The 21,288-nt window shown below is 66.0% G+C and carries 20 protein-coding genes; 11 read left to right on the top strand and 9 right to left on the bottom strand.

All coding sequences use genetic code 11. The features are described 5' to 3' along the window. Nucleotides 1-51: 51 nt before the first annotated feature. From RT697_RS16055 to RT697_RS16045, 3 genes are read right to left on the bottom strand one after another with little or no spacing between them, the layout of a single operon-like run. The gene (locus RT697_RS16055; RefSeq protein WP_313700147.1) at nucleotides 52-522 is read right to left on the bottom strand and encodes a hypothetical protein; all 471 of its coding nucleotides are present in this window, start codon (nucleotides 520-522) and stop codon (nucleotides 52-54) included. A gap of 52 nt (nucleotides 523-574) precedes the next feature. Continuing rightward, nucleotides 575-1,036 carry a DNA polymerase III subunit chi gene (locus RT697_RS16050; protein ID WP_313700145.1) on the bottom strand — a complete coding sequence of 154 codons (462 nt, stop codon included), beginning with the start codon at nucleotides 1,034-1,036 and terminating at the stop codon, nucleotides 575-577. Nucleotides 1,037-1,058: 22 nt separating this feature from the next. Further along, nucleotides 1,059-2,567 carry a leucyl aminopeptidase gene (locus RT697_RS16045; RefSeq protein WP_313700143.1) on the bottom strand — a complete coding sequence of 503 codons (1,509 nt, stop codon included), beginning with the start codon at nucleotides 2,565-2,567 and terminating at the stop codon, nucleotides 1,059-1,061. Nucleotides 2,568-2,624: 57 nt separating this feature from the next. On the opposite strand from RT697_RS16045, the gene lptF reads away from it, so the two are divergent. Next, nucleotides 2,625-3,728: an LPS export ABC transporter permease LptF gene (lptF, locus tag RT697_RS16040; protein ID WP_313700141.1), complete on the top strand. Its 1,104-nt coding sequence runs from the start codon at nucleotides 2,625-2,627 to the stop codon at nucleotides 3,726-3,728. 27 nt (nucleotides 3,729-3,755) lie between these two features. Here lptF and RT697_RS16035 read toward each other — a convergent pair whose 3' ends face one another. Next, a complete protein-coding gene (locus RT697_RS16035; RefSeq protein ID WP_175122934.1) occupies nucleotides 3,756-4,676 on the bottom strand; it encodes a LysR family transcriptional regulator in 921 nt (306 codons plus the stop codon). A gap of 214 nt (nucleotides 4,677-4,890) precedes the next feature. Between RT697_RS16035 and RT697_RS16030 the strand changes: the two genes are divergently transcribed. The 4 genes from RT697_RS16030 to RT697_RS16015 all read left to right on the top strand — a co-directional run bounded on the left by RT697_RS16030 (nucleotide 4,891) and on the right by RT697_RS16015 (nucleotide 9,276). Continuing rightward, nucleotides 4,891-6,108: an ABC transporter substrate-binding protein gene (locus tag RT697_RS16030; protein WP_313700139.1), complete on the top strand. Its 1,218-nt coding sequence runs from the start codon at nucleotides 4,891-4,893 to the stop codon at nucleotides 6,106-6,108. A gap of 94 nt (nucleotides 6,109-6,202) precedes the next feature. Continuing rightward, nucleotides 6,203-7,696 (top strand): CoA-acylating methylmalonate-semialdehyde dehydrogenase, encoded by a 1,494-nt coding sequence (locus RT697_RS16025; RefSeq protein WP_313700136.1) that lies wholly within the window; start codon nucleotides 6,203-6,205, stop codon nucleotides 7,694-7,696. A 95-nt stretch (nucleotides 7,697-7,791) separates the two neighbouring features. Beyond that, nucleotides 7,792-8,736, top strand: a complete 945-nt coding sequence (locus RT697_RS16020; protein ID WP_313700134.1) for a CysB family HTH-type transcriptional regulator — start codon at nucleotides 7,792-7,794, stop codon at nucleotides 8,734-8,736. Between the two features lie 216 nt (nucleotides 8,737-8,952). After that, the gene (locus RT697_RS16015; RefSeq protein ID WP_035212827.1) at nucleotides 8,953-9,276 is read left to right on the top strand and encodes a DUF2325 domain-containing protein; all 324 of its coding nucleotides are present in this window, start codon (nucleotides 8,953-8,955) and stop codon (nucleotides 9,274-9,276) included. Between the two features lie 190 nt (nucleotides 9,277-9,466). Here RT697_RS16015 and RT697_RS16010 read toward each other — a convergent pair whose 3' ends face one another. Beyond that, entirely contained in the window at nucleotides 9,467-10,126 is a 660-nt protein-coding gene (locus RT697_RS16010; RefSeq protein ID WP_312430308.1) for a C40 family peptidase, read from the bottom strand. A 248-nt stretch (nucleotides 10,127-10,374) separates the two neighbouring features. On the opposite strand from RT697_RS16010, the gene RT697_RS16005 reads away from it, so the two are divergent. The 6 genes from RT697_RS16005 to ltaE all read left to right on the top strand — a co-directional run bounded on the left by RT697_RS16005 (nucleotide 10,375) and on the right by ltaE (nucleotide 18,420). Continuing rightward, a complete protein-coding gene (locus RT697_RS16005) occupies nucleotides 10,375-12,303 on the top strand; it encodes a propionate--CoA ligase (protein WP_313700185.1) in 1,929 nt (642 codons plus the stop codon). Further along, nucleotides 12,300-12,707, top strand: a complete 408-nt coding sequence (locus tag RT697_RS16000; RefSeq protein WP_056567970.1) for a heme-binding protein — start codon at nucleotides 12,300-12,302, stop codon at nucleotides 12,705-12,707. The genes RT697_RS16005 and RT697_RS16000 overlap by 4 nt, the downstream gene beginning before the upstream one ends. Next, nucleotides 12,704-14,044: an MFS transporter gene (locus RT697_RS15995; RefSeq protein WP_313700131.1), complete on the top strand. Its 1,341-nt coding sequence runs from the start codon at nucleotides 12,704-12,706 to the stop codon at nucleotides 14,042-14,044. The genes RT697_RS16000 and RT697_RS15995 overlap by 4 nt, the downstream gene beginning before the upstream one ends. 327 nt (nucleotides 14,045-14,371) lie before the next feature. Continuing rightward, nucleotides 14,372-16,351: an acetate--CoA ligase gene (gene acs, locus RT697_RS15990; protein WP_313700129.1), complete on the top strand. Its 1,980-nt coding sequence runs from the start codon at nucleotides 14,372-14,374 to the stop codon at nucleotides 16,349-16,351. A gap of 167 nt (nucleotides 16,352-16,518) precedes the next feature. Further along, entirely contained in the window at nucleotides 16,519-17,367 is an 849-nt protein-coding gene (locus tag RT697_RS15985) for a DMT family transporter (RefSeq protein ID WP_313700183.1), read from the top strand. A 42-nt stretch (nucleotides 17,368-17,409) separates the two neighbouring features. Further along, nucleotides 17,410-18,420: a low-specificity L-threonine aldolase gene (gene ltaE / locus RT697_RS15980; RefSeq protein WP_313700128.1), complete on the top strand. Its 1,011-nt coding sequence runs from the start codon at nucleotides 17,410-17,412 to the stop codon at nucleotides 18,418-18,420. Between the two features lie 38 nt (nucleotides 18,421-18,458). On the opposite strand, the gene RT697_RS15975 is transcribed toward ltaE, so the two are convergent. From RT697_RS15975 to RT697_RS15960, 4 genes are all read right to left on the bottom strand, one after another. After that, nucleotides 18,459-18,803 (bottom strand): antibiotic biosynthesis monooxygenase, encoded by a 345-nt coding sequence (locus tag RT697_RS15975; protein ID WP_313700126.1) that lies wholly within the window; start codon nucleotides 18,801-18,803, stop codon nucleotides 18,459-18,461. Then, on the bottom strand, nucleotides 18,800-19,927 hold the full coding sequence (locus RT697_RS15970; RefSeq protein WP_313700125.1) for a cytochrome: 1,128 nt from the start codon (nucleotides 19,925-19,927) through the stop codon (nucleotides 18,800-18,802). The genes RT697_RS15975 and RT697_RS15970 overlap by 4 nt, the downstream gene beginning before the upstream one ends. A gap of 81 nt (nucleotides 19,928-20,008) precedes the next feature. Then, nucleotides 20,009-20,860 carry an NAD-dependent epimerase/dehydratase family protein gene (locus RT697_RS15965; RefSeq protein WP_313700124.1) on the bottom strand — a complete coding sequence of 284 codons (852 nt, stop codon included), beginning with the start codon at nucleotides 20,858-20,860 and terminating at the stop codon, nucleotides 20,009-20,011. Between the two features lie 75 nt (nucleotides 20,861-20,935). Then, the coding region (locus RT697_RS15960; protein ID WP_313700122.1) for a 4Fe-4S dicluster domain-containing protein at nucleotides 20,936-21,288 on the bottom strand (353 nt) is incomplete at its 5' end.

Genomic DNA, 21,288 nt, shown 5'->3' with positions numbered 1-21,288 from the left:
CCTAGAAGGCTTAGATGCGAAGGATACCTTACAGTTCCCTGAAGAATCCAGTCACCCCCGTCGTACCTCATTGAGCACACGGGAAACGATAGCAGGCAATTCCGCATCCATGCGCGCCTGAAGCTGCGTGACAGACTCGGCAAGCGCCTGCCGCATGAGCTGTTCGACCTCGGCTTGCAGGCGTGCGGCGAGCACGGTGGCGTCGGGCAGGGGGGCGGCGGCTGGCGCAGGCGCCGCCGGGGTTGCCTTATCGGTTGCCGTTGGCGCTGCAAGCGGGTTTGCCGCCGGCTCGGACGTGCGTGAGATCGGCATCAGGGCCGGCTCGTCGTCCTCGTCGGCCACGTCCGTCAGGACGGGAAACGGGTCATGTTCATACGGGTCATTTTCGTACACGGGGCCGGCTTCGTCGGCCAGCTCGGTCAGGAGCGGCGCGTCGGCGTCGTCGTCGGCCGGGTCATGGAACGAGGGTTCGGCCCGATGGGTCAGGGTGGGGATGCCGGGGTCGGATGGGCGAGCGGGCATGGAAACTCCCGTAGTCTGGTGGACGCGGCGCGCGGGCGCGCGTGGGGGCGGTTCAGCCGCCTTGGGCCTTGCGGCTCAGGTCGTGGCTTTGCGGCGTATGACCGGCCGTCTGGTAAGTCCGCCAGCGCTGCCGGGCCGCCTGCTTGTCGTCGGGGTCGTCGGAGACGATTTCCAGCAGACGTTCGAAAGTGTCGAATCCGGGCGGGCAATCGTCGTCCAGGTTCAGCAGCCAGGGCTGCGGCTGGTCGGGCTGCCCCGCCGACTGCAAGGCCTGCAGCGGGTCCCCGGCGGTGAGCACCACCGGGGTTTCAGCGGCCAGCGGATCGTTTGCCAGGACATGCGGCACGAAGGCCGTGTCGTCGAACGCCCACAGCATCCGGTCGAACGCGGACAGGCGCGAACCGTCTTTACAGTACACCACCAGTCGCTGACCTGCCAGGACGCGCTTGCGCACGACCTGGCAGGCCATGCGCAGGCGGTCGGGCGCGCCGAAGGCGAAGTCGATGCGCGTCATGGGGCAGTCGGCGTCAGGCGGTTCAAGCCTGGTCCAGCAGGTATTGCATCAGGAGCGGCACCGGGCGGCCGGTCGCGCCCTTGTCCTTGCCGCCGCGCCAGGCCGTGCCGGCGATATCCAGGTGCGCCCAGGGGTAGGCCTTGGCGAAACGGGACAGGAAGCAGGCCGCCGTGACCGCGCCGGCCGGAGGGCCGCCGATGTTGGCGAGGTCGGCGAAGTTGGACTTCAGCTGTTCCTGGTAGGCGTCGTCCATGGGCATGCGCCATGCGGTGTCCAGCGAGCGGCGGCCGGCCGAGGCCAGCGCGTCGGCCAGAGCGTCGTCCTTGGAGAACAGGCCGGTGTTGACGTTGCCGAGCGCCACGACGCAGGCGCCGGTCAGCGTGGCGATGTCGATCACGGCCGACGGCTTGAAGCGTTCGGCGTAGGTCAGGGCATCGCACAGGACCAGGCGGCCTTCGGCGTCGGTGTTCAGGATTTCGATGGTCAGGCCGGCCATGCTGGTGACCACGTCGCCCGGCTTGTTGGCCTTGCCGCTGGGCAGGTTCTCGCAAGCGGGGATGAGGCCGACGACGTCCAGCGGCAGTTCGAGTTCGGCCAGGGCGCGGAACGAGCCGAGCACGCTGGCGGCGCCGCACATGTCGTACTTCATCTCGTCCATGGTGGCCGCGGGCTTGAGCGAGATGCCGCCCGCGTCGAACGTGATGCCCTTGCCGACCAGCACGATCGGGCCTTGCGCGGCCTTGGCGCCCTTCTTGGCGGTCTTGGCGCCGGCGTGACGCAGCACGATGAAGCGCAGCGCTTCCTCGGAGCCGCGCGCAACCGACAGGAAAGAGCCCATGCCCAGCGCTTCGACCTGCTTGCGGTCCATGACCTCGACCTTGAGCGACTTGAATTCGCGGGCCAGGCGCTTGGCGGTGTCGCCCAAGTATGTGGGCGTGCAGATGTTGCCCGGCAGGTTGCCCAGCGTGCGGGTCAGTTCCATGCCGTTGGCGATGGCGCTGCCTTCGCGCAGGCCTTTCTGGGCCTGTGCGGCATCGGCGCGTTCGACGACCTGCACGATCTTCTTGAGCTTGGGGCGCGCGTCGCGGTCCGGTTTGCCGAAGCTGGCGTCGTAGTGGTAGACCGCGCTGCCGGCCGCGATCGCGGCGCTGCGGGCGCGAGCAATGAGGTCGATGTCGGCGATGGGGTTGGCGAGCAGCGTGGACACGCCTTCGGCAAGCTGGGCGGCGACGCAGGAAGCGGCGAATGCCTGCTCGGCCGACGCATGGGTGCGGGCCGAGTATTCTTCCTGCTTGCCCAGACCGACCAGGACCACGCGCTGCGCGGCGACGCCCGGCAGCGTGCGCAAGGTCAGCGTCGCGCCGGCTCGGCCGCGGAATTCGGTTTTGACCACCGCACGCACGGCGCCGTTGGAAGCGCGGTCGATGATGTCGGCGGCGGGGCTCAACACGCCGTCCGCGAACACGCCGACGGCGAGGGCCGCGGTTTTGACCTGGTGCAGGGAAGCAGTGGTCTGTGTGCTAAATTCCATGAGGGTTTCCCGTGTGCGTCTGTGTATGATGCGGTCGATTATCCCGCATATTCTCCCATGTCTCTATTCAAACGCTCTGTCGTCAGCGAGATCACCAGTCACGCTGGCGTTGTCTTTTCCACGTTGCTCGTTGTGTGGCTCAGCGTGCTTCTCGTGCGCCTGCTCGGCGAGGCCGCGGGGGGCAACATCGGAGCGGACGTGGTGGTGGTGCTTGCCGCGCTCTCGACCATCACCGCGCTGCCGACCATTCTGGCGGTCTCGATCTTCATCGCCGTGCTGACCACGGTCACGCGCAACTATCGCGAATCCGAAATGGTGGTGTGGTTCGCCAGCGGCCTGTCGCTGGCTGACTGGCTCAAGCCCGTGCTGCGCGTGGCGGTCCCCGTCGCGATTGCCGTGGCGGGCCTGACGCTGGTGGCGTCGCCCTGGGCCTACCGCCAGATCGGCGAATACCACGAACGCTTCGAGCAGCGCTCCGACCTGTCCAAGGTCACGGCAGGCCAGTTCGCCGAGTCGTCCGGCGGCAGCCGCGTGTTCTTTGCCGAAGACCCGGTCAATCCCGCCGACGAACTCGGCAACGTGTTCGCGCGCGAGATCGGTCCTGAATGGCTCAGCGTGCTGACCGCAAGCAGCGCGCACAGCGAAACGCTGCCCAACGGCGACCGCTTCCTGGTGCTGGGCGAGGGACACCGCTACGACCTGAAGCCGGGCACGCCCGAACTGCGGCTCGTGCACTTCGAAAAATACGGCCTGCGTCTTGAAAGCAAGTCGGGCGGCGATCCGATGGCCGAGGCCCGCGCGGCGGCGGAGCGTTCCTCCAAGGCGCGCAGCACACCGCAACTGGTTGAAGACAACACCAACAGCAGCTGGTCGCAGGTCATGTGGCGGATCTCGCTGCCGCTCGCGGCGCTGAATCTCGCGCTGCTGGCCATTCCGCTGGGCGCGGTGAATCCGCGGCTGGGGCGCTCGGGCGACCTGCTCATCGCCGGTCTGGTCGGTCTGCTCTATATGAATATGATCAACCTGTCGCGCGCCTGGATCTCCAACGGCAAGCTCAGCTTTGGCGTGGGCGTGTGGCTGATCCACGGCGCTGTCGCGCTGCTGACGGCCTTCCTGCTGATGCGCCGCTTGCGTGTGAAGGCGCCAAAGAACAACGCCTAGCGCAGCGGGCGCCGCCGGCCGGCGTGCTCAGGGCAGATACTTCATCGTTCCACGCCGGCCTGCCAACAGGTCGGCGTTTTTCAATACCGACTTCCGGATGAATTCCCACAACACCGTCACGCGCTTGAGCTTGCGCAGGTCTTCGTGGCAGTACATCCAGAACGAGCGCGTGATGGCGATCTCGTCCTGCAGCACGGGTTTCAGCCGCGGATCCTGGGCTGCGATGAAGCACGGCAGGATGGCAAGCGACTGGCCCTGCAGCGCCGCGTGGTACTGGGCCACGACGCTCGTGCTGCGCAACACCACCTTGCTCGCCGGCAGCACGTCTTCCAGATAGCGCAGGCGCTCGCTGAACAGCAGCTCGTCCACATAGCCGATGAACGTGTGATCCGCGAGGTCCTCGCGCCGGGTGATGGGCGCGTGGTTGGCGAGATAGCCCGGCGTGCCGTACAGCCGCAGCGTGTAGTCGCACAGCTTGCTGCATACATACGGCCCGCGCTGCGGGCGCTCGATGGTGATGGCCAGATCGGCCTCGCGCTTGGACAGGCTGACAAAGCGCGGCACGGGCAGGATGTCGAGCGTGATGTGCGGATATCGCCGCTGGAAGTCCGCGGCAAGCGGGGTCAACACATAACTGCCGAAACCCTCGGTGGCGCCGATGCGCAAATGACCCGATAGCGCCTGCCCGATGCCGGACAGGTTTTCGCGCGCGGTGTGCACGACGCTTTCCATCTGTTCGGCGTGGACGAAAAGGCGCTGGCCGTCGTCGGTCAGCACGAAGCCCGCGCTGCGGGATTTTTCAAAGAGCAGGGTGTCCAGTTCCGTTTCCAGCGCCCGGATGCGGCGCGATACGGTGGTGTGCTCCACGCCCAGCTTGCGCGCCGCCGCGCTGACGCGCTGCGTGCGCGCCACTTCCAGGAAATACCGCAGGCTGTCCCAATCAAGCAAGATCCATCGCTCCTAGGCCCCGGCAGCACGCTGCCAGGCGGCTTTTATTGTGTGTGCATGAATGCACAAGGAATGTGCATTTCTGGTGTTGCTTGTTGATTTTCACACATCTACACTGGATCGGCTGGCCTTGGGCTATGCCCTGGGACCGCAGGCCGCGAAGACGGCGCCACAACGCTACTACTCAGCGCATAAAAACTCAGGAGACAAATCCATGAAAGTGCACGCACGCGGACTCGCCGCAGGCTTGTGTCTGGGCGCCGGTTTGCTTGGGCAGGCCCATGCGGCGGATAAGCCGCCAGTGAAGATCGGCATTCTGACGGATATGTCCGGCACCTATGCCGGCATGGGGGGCGCAGGTTCGGTCGCCGCGGCGCAGTTGGCCATCGACGACTGCCTTGCGGCGGAGTGCAAGGGCATGAAGATCGATCTGGTGTCCGCGGACAACCAGAACAAGGCGGACGTCGGCGCCGCGCGCGCCCGCGAATGGTTTGACCGCGACGGCGTCACCGCCATCGCCGACCTCACCAATTCCGCCGTCGCGCTGGCCGTGCAGGGCATCGCCCGCGAAAAGAACAAGGTGGTGATGTTCTCCGGTCCGGCCACCACGGCGCTGACCAACAAGGAATGCTCGCCGGTCGGCTTTCACTGGATGTTCGACACCTACTCGCAATCCGCGGGCGGCGCCAAGGCGACCGTGCGCGAGGGCGGCAAGTCGTGGTTCTTCATCACCGTCGACTACGCGTTCGGCCACTCGCTGGAAGCCGACACGGCCAAGGCGGTCAAGGCGCTGGGCGGCACGGTGGCCGGCAGCGTGCGGCATCCGCTGAACGCGCCCGACTTCGCGTCCTATCTGCTGCAGGCGCAAAGTTCCAAGGCGCAGGTGGTGGCGCTGGCCAACGGCGGCCAGGACACCGTCAACGCCGTCAAGCAGGCACGTGAGTTCGGCATCGTGGCGGGCGGCCAGCGGCTGGTTTCGCTGCTGATCTTCCTGTCCGACCTGCGTGCGCTTGGCCTGGAGAACGCGCAGGGCTTGTCCTACGTCGACGGTTTCTATTGGGACTATGACGATGCCTCGCGCGAATGGTCCGGGCGTTTCGAAAAGGCCTTCCGCGGCCTGAAGCCCACCATGACGCAGGCGGGCGTGTATTCCAGCGTGTTGCATTACCTGCGCGCCGTGGCCGCCGCCAACAGCACCGATGGCAAGGTCGTGGCCGACAAGATGCGTGAGATCCCCATCAAGGATCCGATCATGCGCAACGCCTCGATCCGCCCGGACGGCCGCGTGATCCACGATATGTACCTGTACGAAGTCAAGAAGCCCGCGGACTCCAAGGGCGGCTGGGACTATTCGAAGCTGGTGGCCACCATTCCGGCGGCCGAAGCCTTCCAGCCCCTGGCCGATTCAACCTGCCCGCTGGTGAAGAAATAACCCGAGGCCCGCGGGCGCTTGTCCCGCGGGCGCGGCTCGATCCAAGAACGCGGACGACCATCCGCATCGACTACGCAGTGTGAGGAGCATCAAAATGAGTGAAGTCCCGCGCGTTCCGCTACTGATCGGCGGCAAGCTTGTGCAGTCCAAATCCACCGAATGGCGAGACGTGATCAACCCCGCCACCCAGGAGGTCGTCGCCAAGGTGCCCTTCGCCACGCGCGAAGAACTGGACCTGGCCGTCTCCAACGCCAAGGAGGCTTTCAAGACCTGGCGCAACGCCGGGCAGGGCGCACGCATGCGCGTCATGCTCAAGTTCCAGGAGCTGCTGCGCGCCAATACCGGCAAGCTGGCCGAGATGATCACCCGCGAACACGGCAAGACGCTGCCGGACGCCGAAGGTGAAGTCGGCCGCGGCCTGGAAGTGGTCGAGCACGCCTGCTCGATCGCCAACCTGCAGCTGGGCGAATACGCGGAAAACGCCGCGTCCGGCATCGACGTCTACACCCTGATCCAGCCGCTGGGCGTGTGCGCGGGCATCACCGCGTTCAACTTCCCGGTGATGCTGCCGTGCTTCATGTTCCCCATCGCCGTGGCTTGCGGCAACACGTTCGTGCTCAAGCCCTCCGAGCAGGATCCGACCTCGTCGCTGTTCCTGGCGGAACTGGCGCTGGAAGCCGGCCTGCCGCCGGGCGTGCTGAACGTGGTGCACGGCGGTCCCGAGACGGCCAACGGCCTGTGCGAGCACCCGGACATCAAGGCGGTGTCGTTCATCGGCTCGACCCGCGTGGGCACCGAGATCTACAACCGCGCGTCGGTCGCCGGCAAGCGCTGCCAGTCGATGATGGGCGCCAAGAACCACTGCGTGGTCCTGCCGGACGCCGATCCGGAAGTCGCGCTGAACCAGCTGCTGGGCGCCGCCTTCGGGGCGGCCGGCCAGCGCTGCATGGCGTCGTCTGTCGCCGTGCTGGTGGGCGAGGCCCGCAACTGGCTGCCCGATTTCGTCGAGCGCGCCAAGAAGCTCAAGGTCAACGCCGGCACGGATCGCCAAGCCGATCTTGGCCCGCTGGTGTCGCCCAATGCGAAGAAGCGCGTGGAAAGCCTGATCCAGAAGGGTGTGGACGAAGGCGCCAAGCTGCTGCTCGACGGCCGCAACTTCAAGGTGGCCGGATTCGAGGAAGGCAACTTCGTCGGTCCGACCGTGTTTGACGGGGTCGCCGAGAACATGACCATCTACACCGAGGAGATCTTCGGGCCGGTCCTGTGCTGCGTCGGCGTCGAGACGCTGGAAGACGCGGTGGCGTTCATCAACCGCAACCCCAACGGGAACGGCGTCGCGCTGTTCACGCAGGACGGGGGCGCGGCACGCTACTTCCAGAACAACATCGACGTGGGCCAGGTCGGCATCAACGTGCCGATTCCGGTGCCGGTGGCGTGGTTCAGCTTCACGGGCTCCCGTGGTTCCAAGCTGGGCGACCTGGGCCCCAACGGCAAGCAGGCGGTGCAGTTCTGGACGCAGACCAAGACCGTCACCGCACGCTGGTCGGCGCACGCCAAGACCGTCAACACCACGATCTCGATGCGCTAAAAGAGGGGACGCCTTGCTCCTAAGCTTATACAAATAATTCATATAGCAAGGCGTTCTTATTACTTATAATTGGCCCGTCTATCAGGGGCCAATTAATGAACCTCCAGCAATTTCGTTTCGTGCGTGAAACCATCCGGCGCGACTTCAACCTGACCGAAGCCGCCCGGATGCTCTACACGTCGCAACCCGGCGTGTCCAAGGCCATCATCGAGTTCGAGGACGAGCTGGGCATCAAGATCTTCGAACGCCACGGCAAGCGCATCAAGGGGCTGACCAAGCCCGGACTGGCTGTTTCTCAGGTGATCGACCGCATCATGCGTGAAGTCGACAACCTGAAGAAAGTCAGCGATGAATTCGCGCGCCGCGATGAAGGCGGCCTGGTCATTGCCTGCACGCACACACAGGCGCGCTATCTGCTGCCCCGCGTGATTCCTGCCTTCCGCAAGCAATTCCCCAAGGTCCACCTGTCGCTGGCCGAGGGCAGCCCCGCGCAGTTGGCCGAAATGGTCCTGCATGAACAGGCGGATCTGGCGCTGGCCACCGAATCGCTGGCGCTGACGCCGGGCCTTGCCACCTTGCCGGTCTATGCGTGGGAACACACCGTGGTGGTGCGGCCCGATCATCCGCTGGCCGAACTGACCTCCAGCGCCGCCAAGCGCCTGTCGCTGGCGCAACTGGCCGAATACCCCATCGTGACCTACGACCGCGCCTTTACCGGCCGCAGCACGATCGACGAGATCTTCGCCAACCAGGGCATCCATCCCGACATCGTGCTCGAGGCCATCGACGCCGACGTGATCAAGACATATGTGGACGTGGGCCTGGGCATCGGCATCATCGCGGGCGTCGCCTATGACCCGCGCCGTGACTCCAATCTGGTCGGCCTGCCGGTGGGACACCTGTTCGGCACGCATACCACCCGCGTGGGGGTGAAGGCGGGCGTGTTCCTGCGCGACTACGTCTACACCTTCCTGGAAATGCTGGCGCCGTCGCTGACCCGGGCGGTGGTCACCGATGCGGTGCAGGGGTCGCCGAAATAGCCTCTCTGCCGGCTCCCGGCTCCTGCCTCGACAACACGCGACGTCCTCACGACGTCGCGTTTTTTTTGCCCGATGACCCTGTGGAAAGCGTGAGACGGCTATCCCTTTCCATAAGCTCATAAAAATAATTAAATAAGAACCGATCTCATTTGAGTTGACGAAAAAATAGGAATCATTATCATTACATCCAGGCTCAACGACCCAGTGAGGTAAATCATGACGGCAGGACTTAGTGCAGTAGTAGTGGGCGCCGATCGCCTCGGCAATATTCCCGATCTGCTCAAGGGACACAACATCTCGATCACGCACCACATCAGCGGGCGCGATCCCTCGCATCAGAAGAAGACCCTGCAACTGCCGTCTGGCACGCAGCTGGTCATCCTGCTTACCGATTTCCTTGGCCATAACGTCATGAAGACGTTCCGCAACGCCGCACAGCGCGGTGGCATCCGGGTCGTCGCTTGTCGCCGTTCCGTGTGCAGCATGCAGCAGGCCCTGCAGCAGTGCGGCCTGTGCCCGCGCGCCGGTACCGTTCATTGATGGGACGCGTCTTGCCGCGCATCCACGACAAACTGGGGAGGCCGATACGGCCTGCGGTCTGAACACCGCGAAGAGAACAAACAAAAACGCCGCCGGACAAAAGTCTGGCGGCGTTTTGCATTTTTGGACAATGGCGGCGCGTGGGCCTGCGTGCGAATATGTTGCCTTGTGAACAGGCAGGGCGGGGCGGTCAGTTTGCTGCGCGGGCCGATGCCATCAGGGTGTTGTCGAGGCGGCGGGCGCCGTTGTAGCGCTTGGACCAGTAGGCCATGGTCATCTTTTCGACACGCACCACGCCGCCGGCGCTGGGAGAATGCACGAAGCGGTCGTCGCCCAGATAGATGCCGACGTGCGAATAGCGGCGGCCCATGGTGTTGAAGAAGACGAGGTCGCCGGCCTGCAGTTCGTTCTTGGCGACGGCCACGCCTTGCTGCGCGATTTCGGCGGCGTTGCGGGGGAGTTTGAGGCCCAGGCCACGTTCGGCCGAATAAGCAACGAGGCCGCTGCAGTCAAAGCCGGTATCGGGGGAACTGCCGCCGAAGCGGTAGCGGATGCCCAGGTGATTCAGGGCTTCGCTGACCATGGCGTTGTCGGTGCCGACACCCGAATGGGTCCGCTGGCGTTCACGCTTGAATTTCTGGACCACCAGCATGCCGATGGGGTCATCGGCGGTGGCAACCCATTCCATCTCGTAGGGATCGATCTCGGACGTATGGGCGGTTGACTTTTGGCCAGTACCTGCACAACCCGCCAGACCCGCAAAGCAAGCAACCAACGCGAGCATGCGCAGACCGCGCTTTGCAAGGCCAGAGGTTGAATTGAATCGCGCGGGTATGGAGTGTCGATGCATTCGCCTGGGGAAGAATCACTGAACACAGCAAAAACCGCGCATTAGCCGCGGTTGGGGCCGAGATGTCAGCAAATTCAACAATTATGTGCAACTTCGCGGGGATTCTACCAAACTTTTAGTGCCGCTTCGTTACGTATCGGCCCTAAATATCCATGCAGCGTGGACATCTGGAAGAATTTTTTGACGTGCGGCAAGCCTCGTGCAAGGTTTGCCTACCAGAATGACCGAAATGATTAGACAAAAAATCAATCAGCCGTAAGGCCTATGAACAATACCAGGAGACAAGCATGCAAAGAACCCGGGATTTCCACTATCGCTCGGTGAACGACCGCGACGCGTTCTGGCGTGAAGAGGCCTCGCGCATCCACTGGGAAACGCCTTTTGACAATGTGCTGGACTTCTCGCGTCCGCCCTTCGCCAAGTGGTTCGTGGGCGGGCGCACCAATCTTTGCTACAACGCGGTGGACCGCTGGCTGCCCACGCAGGCCGACAAGCCGGCGCTGATCTGGGTGTCCACCGAGGTGGACCGTGAGCAGGTCTACACGCGGCAGGACGTCTACGAGGAAGTGAACGCGGCCGCCGCCATGCTGCGCGAGCTGGGGGTGGGACGCGGGGACCGGGTGCTGCTTTACATGCCGATGGTGCCGGAAGCCGTGTTCACCATGCTTGCCTGCGCGCGCATCGGGGCGGTGCATTCGGTGGTGTTCGGCGGGTTTGCGTCCGTGAACCTCGCGCAGCGAATCGACGATGCCGCGCCCAAGGTGGTGGTGTGCACGGACGGCGGTTCGCGGGCCGGCAAGGTCGTGCCGTACAAGCCCCTGCTGGACCGCGCCTTGAGCCTGGCCAAGTCGCCGCCCGCCTCGGTGGTGGTGTTCGATCGCGGCCTGGCGCCGTTCGAGCCGGTGGCGGGGCGCGACCTCGACTACGCCACGCTGCGCGAGCTCCACCGCGGCGCGCGGGTGCCCGTCGAATGGCTGGAATCGTCCGAGCCCAGCTACATCCTCTACACCTCCGGCACTACCGGGCGTCCCAAGGGCGTGCAGCGCGACACGGGCGGTTACGCCGTGGCGCTGGCATCGTCCATGGAATACCTTTTCGATGGCAAGCCCGGCGACACCTATTTCTGCACCAGCGACATCGGCTGGGTGGTCGGGCATTCGTACATCGTCTATGGACCGCTCATCGGCGGGCAATCGACCATCCTGTACGAGGGGACGCCTGTACGCCCGGACGGCGCGATTCTCTGGAAGCTGGTCGAGCAGTACGGCGTGAACACGCTGTTTTCGGCACCCACGGCGGTGCGCGTGCTCAAGCGCCAGGATCCCGAACTCCTCAGGCGGCACGACCTGTCCACGCTGCGCGCCGTGTATCTGGCCGGAGAACCGCTCGACGAGCCGACGGCGCAATGGATCTCCGAAGGCCTGGGCAAGCCCATCATCGACAACTACTGGCAGACGGAATCCGGCTGGCCGATCCTGTCGGCGCAGCCGGGCATCGAAAAAGTCGCCACGCGGTTCGGCAGCCCGTCGTTCCCGGTGTATGGCTTTGACGCGCGCATCGTCAGCGAGTCCACCGGCGAAGACCTGGGACCCGACGAGAAGGGCGTCGTCGCCATCGTGCCGCCGCTGCCGCCCGGCGCCATGTCCACCATCTGGGGCGACGACGCGCGCTTCGTCGAGACCTACTTCACGTCGATTCCTGGCCGGCAGGTGTATTCGACCTTCGACTGGGGGCGGGTAGATGCCGACGGCTACTGGTTCATCCTGGGCCGTACGGACGACGTGATCAACGTGGCGGGCCACCGGCTGGGCACGCGCGAAATCGAGGAATCGGTCAACAGCCACAACGGCATCGCGGAATGCGCGGTGGTGGGCGTGTCCGACTCGCTCAAGGGGCAGGTCGCCATGGCGTTTGCCGTGCTGAAGAATCCGGCCGGCGCCGACACGCCGGAAGCGGCAAAGGCGCTGGAAGCGGATATCATGCGGCTGGTGGAAGAACAGCTTGGGGCGGTGGCAAGGCCGGCCAGGATCCGGTTCGTGGGCGCCCTGCCCAAGACCCGTTCCGGCAAGGTGTTGCGCCGCGCGATCGTCGCGGTATGCGAGTCGCGCGATCCCGGCGACCTGACCACCATGGAAGACCCTAACGCCCTCGAACAGATCAAGGAGTCACTGCAATGAAAACCAAACCCGTGCTGAGCGCCGACGACGTCAAAAAGATCCTGGCCGCGGCCGAAGCACACGCCTTGCAGAACAAGTGGGCCGTCACCATCGCGGTGACCGACGATGGCGGCCATCTGCTGGGCATGCTGCGCCTGGACGATGCGGCGCCGATCTCGTCGCACATCGCGCCCGCCAAGGCCAAGACGGCCGCGCTGGGCCGCCGCGAATCGCGCATCTACGAAGAACTGATCAACAACGGCCGCTACTCGTTCCTGTCGGCGCCGCTGATCGAAGGCATGCTCGAGGGCGGCGTGCCGGTCGTCGTTGATGGCCAGGTCGTGGGCGCGGTGGGCGTTTCGGGCGTCAAGTCGACCGAAGACGTGCAGATCGCGCAAGCAGGCATCGCCGCGCTGGGCCTATGAGCCAGGCGCTGCCGCCGGAAACGCCGGCAGGCGTTTCCGCGCAGGACACCCGGGGGGCGGACAACGGTCCGCTGAACCCCGGCGTGAAACGGCGCGAAGTCTGGGCCTGGGCCATGTACGACTTCGCGAACTCCGGCTACACCACCGTGATTCTCACGGCGGTCTTCAGCACCTATTTCGTCGGCGTCGTCGCCGGGCGCGCCACATGGGCCACGCTGGCCTGGACGTCCGCGCTGTCGCTGTCGTACCTCCTCATCATGCTGACCATGCCCACGCTGGGCGCCCGCGCCGATGCGCGGGCCAGCAAGCGGCGGCTGCTCTACACCAGCACGGCCGGCTGCGTGGCGGGCACGTTGATTCTGACGCAGGCGGGGCCGGGCGACGTCTGGCTGGCGCTGGCCGCCATCGTCGTGTCCAACTTCTGCTATTGCGTCGGCGAATCCGTGGTCGCGGCGTTCCTGCCTGAACTGGCCAGGCCGCAGGCGCTGGGCCGCGTCTCGGGCTGGGGATGGAGCTTTGGCTATTTCGGCGGCATGTTGACGTTGGGGTTGTCGCTTGTCGTGGTGACGCTGGCCGAAGCCCGCGGCGACACTGCCGAGCAATTCGTGCCGTGGGTCGTCGTGGTGACGGCATCAGTGTTTGCGCTGGCCGCGCTGCCGTCGTTCTTCATGCTGCGCGAGCGCGCCAAGCCGCAGCAGGGCAATCCGCCCGCGCTGCATATGCTCAAGCGCCTGGCCTACGCCTGGCGCGAAACGGGCCTGCATTTTCCCGAGTTCCGGCGCCTGTTGATGTGCATTGCCTGCTACCAGGCCGGCATTTCGGTCGTGATCACGCTGGCCGCCGTGTATGCATCGGAAGTCATGGGATTCACCACGCCGCAGATCATGCTGCTGGTGTTCACCGTGAACATCGGCGCGGCGGCCGGGGCGTTTTCGTTCGGCTACGTGCAGGACCGCATCGGCCACAAGCCGGCGCTGGCCATCACGCTGGTGGGGTGGATCGTGATGGTGCTGACGGCTTACGCCGCCGTGACCGCGCCGGTGTTCTGGGTGGCGGCCGTGCTGGCCGGCCTGTGCATGGGCACCACGCAGAGCGCGGGCCGCGCCATGACCGGCGCGCTGGCGCCGGCGGGCCGGCTGGCCGAGTTCTATTCGCTGTGGACCTTTGCCGTGCAGCTTGCCGCCGTGATCGGCCCCTTGACCTACGGGCTGGTGACGTGGATTACGGAAGGCAATCATCGCCTGGCCATCCTCGTCACGGGGCTGTTCTTTGTTGGCGGACTGGTCCTGTTGTCGCGGGTGGACATGAAGCGCGGACTCGCCCGGCAGGCCGCCTGAATGCGGTATACGCCAAGCGGGACGCGGCTGCTATCCTTATGGACTGCCTTGTGCCGCCGTGTCTCGACGCGGCGGCACATGCTGATTGCTTGGCATTATTGGCGCGTCGCGGTGCGGCGCGTCGTTGGCTTGTGCATGCTGCCCGGTTGGCGCCTCCCGGCGTCTTCCTGCCCAGATCCGGCGCAGACGCATCGCCTTGGGCCTCGTCAATCTGCGGGCTCCGGCCCGCATTTTGCGTAAGGTGCCCGTAAGAGCGCGGCGATACGGTTGCAGGTGGGTAATAAAAAAGCAGCATAAACAACAGAATCACCGATTGGAGACAAGATCATGTCGAACGCTATTGAGTCCGTCCTGGTGGAAAACCGCGTGTTTCCGCCGCCCGAGCGCGCCGCGCAGGGCGCCGCGATTTCCAGCATGGACGCCTACAACGCGCTGTGCGCGCAGGTCGAGAACGACTTCGACGGATTCTGGGCCGGACAGGCCCGCGACAATCTGCAGTGGACCAAGCCCTTCACGCAGGTGCTGGACGAGTCCGATGCCCCGTTCTACCGCTGGTTCGGCGATGGCGAACTGAACGTCTCGGCCAACTGCCTGGACGTACATCTGACCAACGGCAACGCCGACAAGACCGCCATCATCTTCGAATCCGACGACGGCAAGGTCGACAAGGTCACCTATCGCGAGCTGCTGGCTCGCGTTTGCCGCTTTGCCAACGGGCTGGCGGCACTGGGCTACAAGAAGGGCGACCGCGCCATCATCTACATGCCCATGTCCATCGAAGCCGTGGTCGCCATGCAGGCCTGCGCCCGCCTGGGCGTGACGCACTCGGTGGTGTTCGGCGGCTTCTCGGCAAAGAGCCTGCAGGAACGCATCGTGGACGTGGGCGCATCGCTCATCATCACCGCCGACGAACAGGTGCGCGGCGGCAAGACCATTCCGCTCAAGCCTGCGGTTGAAGAAGCCATCGCCATGGGCGGCTGCGAAGCCGTCACCAAGGTCGTCGTGTACCGCCGCACGGGCGGCAAGGTGCAATGGAACGAAGGCCGCGACGTCTGGATGCAGGACGTCGAGGCCGGCCAGCCCGACACCTGCGAACCGGTTCCGGTCAACGCCGAGCATCCGCTCTTCATCCTGTACACGTCCGGTTCCACCGGCAAGCCCAAAGGCGTGCAGCACTCGTCCGCCGGCTACCTGCTGTGGGCGCTGCTGACCGTCAAGTGGACCTTCGACGCGCGCAAGGACGACGTCTACTGGTGCACGGCCGACGTGGGCTGGGTCACGGGCCATACGTACATCACCTACGGTCCGCTTGCCGCGGGCCTGACGCAGATCGTCTTCGAAGGCGTGCCCACGTTCCCCAACGCCGGCCGCTTCTGGGACATGATCGCGCGCCACAAGGTCACCACGTTCTACACCGCGCCGACCGCGATCCGCTCGCTGATCAAGGCCTCGGAAGCCACGCCCGACGCGCATCCCAAGAACTACGACCTGGACTCGCTGCGCATCATCGGCACGGTGGGCGAGCCCATCAACCCCGAAGCCTGGATGTGGTATCACAAGAACGTCGGCCGCGAGCGCTGCCCCATCGTGGATACCTGGTGGCAGACTGAAACCGGCGGGCACATGATCACGCCGCTGCCGGGCGCCACGCCCACCAAGCCGGGCTCGTGCACGCTGCCCCTGCCGGGCATCGCCGCGGCCATCGTCGACGAGACCGGCGGCGACGTCGAAAAGGGCAATGGCGGCTTCCTGGTCATCAAGCGTCCGTGGCCCGCCATGATCCGCAACATCTGGGGCGACCCGGAACGCTTCAAGAAAAGCTACTTCCCGTCCGAACTGCGTGGCTATTACCTCGCCGGTGACGGCGCGCAGCGCGATGCCGACGGCTACTTCTGGATCATGGGCCGTATCGACGACGTGCTGAACGTCTCGGGTCACCGTCTGGGCACGATGGAAGTCGAGTCGGCGCTGGTGGCGCACGAAATGGTGGCCGAGGCCGCCGTCGTGGGCCGTCCCGACGACACGACCGGCGAGGCTGTCGTGGCCTTCGTGGTGCTCAAGCGCTCGCGTCCGGAAGGCGAAGAGGCCCAGGCCATCGCCAAGCAATTGCGCGACTGGGTGGCCCGCGAGATCGGCCCCATCGCCAAGCCCAAGGACATCCGTTTTGGCGACAACCTGCCCAAGACCCGTTCGGGCAAGATCATGCGCCGCCTGCTGCGCGTGGTCGCCAAGGGTGAGGAAGTGACGCAGGACGTGTCCACGCTGGAGAACCCCGCCATCCTGGAGCAGCTCGCCAAGCCGCTGTAAATGCAACCGGTCGGATGATACCGGCCGTATGCAGCGCGACAGGCGCATAATGACAACGCCCGTGCCGGCATGTAGCGGCACGGGCGTCGTCATTCCTGGATTGCCAAATCTCTTTGCATGGAGCCGCACCCGTGAGCAGCAGTTTCGATCGCGCAGGCCTTGCCCTGATGTTCAGCACCATCCTGGTCTGGGCGGGAAGCTGGATCGCGATGAAACTGATCGTGCCCTACATCGGGCCGTTCGACTTTGTGGCGCTGCGCTACGTGACGGGCAGCCTGGTGCTCTTTGCGCTCGCGTTCGCCACGCGCCGGCCGCTGGCGATGCCACCGTGGAAATTGACCCTCTTGATCGGCCTGACCCAGACCGCGGGGTTTCAGGGCTTCGTGCAGACCGCGCTGGTGGACGGGGGCGTGGGCAAGGTGTCGCTCATGGCCTACACCATGCCTTTCTGGGTGGTGTTGTTTGCGTGGTGGCTGCTGGGCGAGCGTCCCACGGCCCGGCATGCGGCCGGCATCGCGCTGGCCGCCGTCGGCCTGATCTGTTTCGTCGAGCCCTGGAACGGGCTGGGCGACATCCGCCCTGTGTTGCTGGGCCTGGGCAGCGGCCTGTGCTGGGGCGTGGGCACGGTGCTGTCCAAGCGCATGTTCGACCGCCATGCGCCGGACGTGATGACGTTCACTGCGTGGCAGATGCTGTTCGGCGGCCTGGTCATGGTGCCCATCGCCTATCTGGTGCCGCAGATGACTTCCCAATGGGGCTGGCCGCTCTGGACAGGCATGACCTACATTGTGCTGATCGCCACCGCGGCGGGCTGGCTGCTGTGGCTGCAGGTCGTGCGCCGGGTCCCCGCGTCGATCGCCGGTCTGTCCAGCCTGGGCGTGCCCGTGGTCGCCATGCTGCTGGCGTGGGCCATCCTGTCCGAGCGCCCCACGCCCGTCGAGTTGGGCGGCATGGTGCTGATCCTGGCTGGCATCTTTGTGGTCAGCCGCGCCGCGCCTGCCGCGCGTGCCGAATGACCTTTCCGAATTCCTGTCCTCTCCAATCCCCTGGAAACTTTCATGATTGATCTGCGTAGCGATACCGTCACCCGTCCCGATGCGGCCATGCTGCAGGCGATGGCTAATGCCCCGCTGGGCGATGACGTGATGGGCGACGATCCCACCGTGATCCGCCTGCAAAAGACGTTGGCCGAGCGCACCGGCAAGGCCGCAGGCCTGTTCTTTCCCTCGGGCACGCAAAGCAACCTGGCGGCGATGATGGCGCATTGCGACCGTGGCGACGAGTACCTCGTTGGTCAGCTGGCGCACACGTACAAATATGAAGGCGGCGGCGCGGCGGTGCTGGGCAGCATCCAGCCTCAGCCCATCGAGCATGCGCCCGATGGCTCGCTGCCGCTGGACAAGCTGGCCGCGGCGCTCAAGCCCAAGGGCGATCCGCACTTTGCCCGCACGCGCCTGCTGGCGCTGGAAAACACCTTTCACGGCAAGCTGCTCCCCGCCTCGTACATCCAGGCCGCGACGTCGTGGGCGCGCGAGCAGGGGCTTGCCACGCACCTGGACGGCGCGCGCGTGTTCAACGCGGCCGTCGCCAGCGGCAAGCCCGTGGCCGAGCTTTGCCAGCCGTTCGACACGGTGTCCATCTGCTTTTCGAAGGGACTGGGGGCGCCGGTCGGGTCGGTGCTGGTCGGCAGCGAAGCGCTGATCGCCCGCGCGCACCGCTGGCGCAAGATGCTGGGCGGCGGCCTGCGCCAGTCCGGCGTGCTGGCGGCCGCGTGCCTGTACGCGCTGGAGCACAACGTGGAGCGGTTGGCCCAGGACCACGAGAACGCGCGCCTCCTGGCCGAAGGCCTGCGCGCCATTGGTGGCGTCAAGGTGCTGAGCCAGGACACCAACATGGTGTTCGTGGAATTCGAGCCCTCGCGCTGCGATGCGCTGACGGGGGCGTTGGCCAAGGAAGACATCCTGATGCGCGCCGTCTATGGCGGTCCGACGCGCCTGGTCACGCATCTGAACGTGTCGGCCGACGACGTGCGGCGCGTGGTCGAGGCGGTGGGCCGGCTGCTGCGTTAAGCCGCCAGGCCGAACGCAAACGGCCCATTGCCGGCGGATCAGCCGTGATGCTTGCGGCTGTCCGCGGGCGCCTGGTCTCGTTCCTGCATGCCGTAGTCGCGCAGCACCTGTGCGACGCGCAGACGGTAGTTTTGAAAGACGCCGCCGCGCCCGGCCTCCTGGGCGCGGCGGTGCGATTCCAGCGAGCGCCAGCGCAGCACCGCCGCCTCGTCGCGCCAGAATGACAGCGACAGCAGCTTGCCGGGCGTGGACAGGCTTTGGAAACGTTCGACGGAGATGAAGCCGTCGATCGTGCGCAGCTCGTCGATCAGGCCGGCGGCAATCTCCAGATAGGGGGCGGGGTCGCCATGGGCGGGCTCGACTTCGAATATCACGGCAATCATGGGTTGCTGTCCTCTTGAAAATCAAACTGGGGCACGCGCGCGTTGGGGAGCGGGCGATAGCGGAATCGCGCGGCCAGCGCCGCCGGGTCCACGCCGGCGTGCAGCAGGTGGAGCAGGGCGCCGGCCGCATGGCGTCGCGCGAGGGCCGCGCCCGGGCAGGCATGGCGCTGCGCGCCGAAGGTCCAGTCCGCTTGCGGTTCGATCCGGGCGGCTGCGGCAAGGACCAGCAGCACGGTCTGGCCGGCGGCGATGCGCTGTCCCGCAATCTCGGCGGATTCGGCCATGAAGCGGCGGGTGTTGTGCAAGGGCGGATCGAGGCGCACGACTTCGTCGATCAACGCCAGGGCGGCTTCACTCGTCAGCGGTTGGGATACGCGGCGCCGTCCGGCCATGATGAGCGCGTTGCCCAACAGCCCGGCGCCGGCTTCACAGGATTGGAATAGCAGGCCAGCCAGGTTGGCGGTCACGAGGTCGGGCGCGATGCCGTCTTGCGCCGCCTCCTCGATCAACTGGCGCAGCGCCGGCGTGGCATGCGGTCCGGCGAGATGCGCCTTCAGCCGGGTGAGCAGCCGAGCGGCGGCGGCATGCCCCGCCGCAGTGCGGTCCGCGCCCGCGTTGGCGGGCAACGCGTGCAGGAAGCTGCCGATGTCCGCGGCACAGTCCGCATGCAACGCAGGGGGCAACCCCAGAAATGCCGACTGCGCATGCACCGGCGCGGCGTACAGGTAACGATCGACGCCGGCAGCGTCGTACGTCGCGGGCGGAAGCGGCGGCGGGGCCGCCGACTCATGTGGATCTTCGTGTTCATTTTCCTGCTCTCGCTCCCGGATGAACGCGACGAGCAACGTCTTCAAGCGCGCGTGTGCCGCGCCGTCGTTCATCCGCACGAACCGGCCAAACAATTCTCCTGCCGGACCCGGGCACAGGCCGTGCGGCACGGGCTCGTCTGCCGGCCGCACGCGCGCGGCGGGATGGCGCATGACGGCGGTAATGGTCTCGGGATGCGCGGCGACCCACATGCCCAGCGTCGCGTCGCGATACAGCGGCTGATCGCGCGCCAGCGTGGCGTAGTAGGAATACGGGTCGGGATGCGTGACGGCGTGCAGGGGATGGGCGGGCGGCATGGCGGGGCGGGCGATGTCCGTTGGTGGATATGGCCGCCAGTATCCGCCAGCCCCGCAGGCTACGATTCGGCGTGCGCCGAACTATGCCTGCGCCACTCCGCCCTCGGCCAGCAACGCGGCGTAGCCCTGCCGCGAGTCGGGCCATTGCAGCGTCAGGCCGGTCGCGCGCAGGCGCGCATTGCTGAGTTTCTTGCTGCCCACGTTGGCGGGCGCCGCCGCCTCGCGCGGCGCCGGGGCGCCGATCATCCTGGCCAGTTCGGCATACAGGACATGCAAGGGCAGGGGCGTGTCGTCGCAGCCGATGTACATCGGCGCGACCTCGGGCAGCAGCGCCAGATGCACCACCGCGGCGGCAGCGTCGTCGATGTGGATGCGGTTGGCCCAATGCTCGGGCTGCACGGGCGCGCCCGCCGCGCCGCTGCGCAACCGTTCGATGAGCTGCATGCGGCCCGGCCCATACAGGCCCGCCAGCCGCAGCGCGGTCGAGGAAACAGGCTGGCCGGCCAGCGCGGACTCGGCTTCGAGCAGCACTTTCCCGTTGAAACCCTGCGGCGCGGGCGGCGTGTCTTCATCCACCCAGCCGCCGTGATGCTCGCCGTACACCGCGCTGGAGGACACGAACACGATGCGCTTCAGGCTGGACGTGTCCAGCGCCTTCAACACGTTGGCCAAGCCATCGACAAACACGCCGCGGTATGCCTGCGGATCGCGCGCGCCGGGCGAGGGCAGGTGGATGAGCCGCGTCACGCCTTGCGGCAGGCCGTCCAGCGTGTCCGGGCGCGTGATGTCGCCCTGCAGCCACCGGATGCCGCTGGCATCGCCGGCGGGCGGATGGCGGCGCAGCGCATGGACCTCGTCACCGCGCGCCAGAAAGCGCTGCGCCGCACGCAGGCCGAGGTCGCCGCAGCCGATCAGAAGTACGCGTTCGCTCATGGTGTCGCTCCAGGCAGTCGGAAAAAAAGGCGCCCCGGGGGGCGCCTTCTGGGCGGGCGCACTGCGCCCGTTGTGTCACATGCCGCTGTAGACCGGCCCTTCGCCGCCTTGCGGCGCCACCCAGACGATGTTCTGCGTGGGGTCCTTGATGTCGCAGGTCTTGCAGTGCACACAGTTCTGCGCATTGATCTGCAAGCGGTCCTCGCCATGGTCGTCCTTGACGAACTCGTACACGCCGGCCGGGCAGTAGCGCGACTCGGGGCCGCCGTACTTGGCCAGGTTCACCTTCACCGGCACGGACGGATCCTTGAGGGTCAGGTGGACGGGTTCGTTCTCGTCGTGGTTGGTGTTGGAGATGAACACCGAGCTCAACTTGTCGAACGTGAGCTTGCCGTCGGGCTTGGGGTAGTCGATGCGCGCGCATTGCG

This window comes from Achromobacter sp. (genome assembly GCF_032113835.1).
Lineage (GTDB): Bacteria > Pseudomonadota > Gammaproteobacteria > Burkholderiales > Burkholderiaceae_B > Achromobacter.
This window is presented reverse-complemented; position numbering and strand designations above follow the sequence as displayed.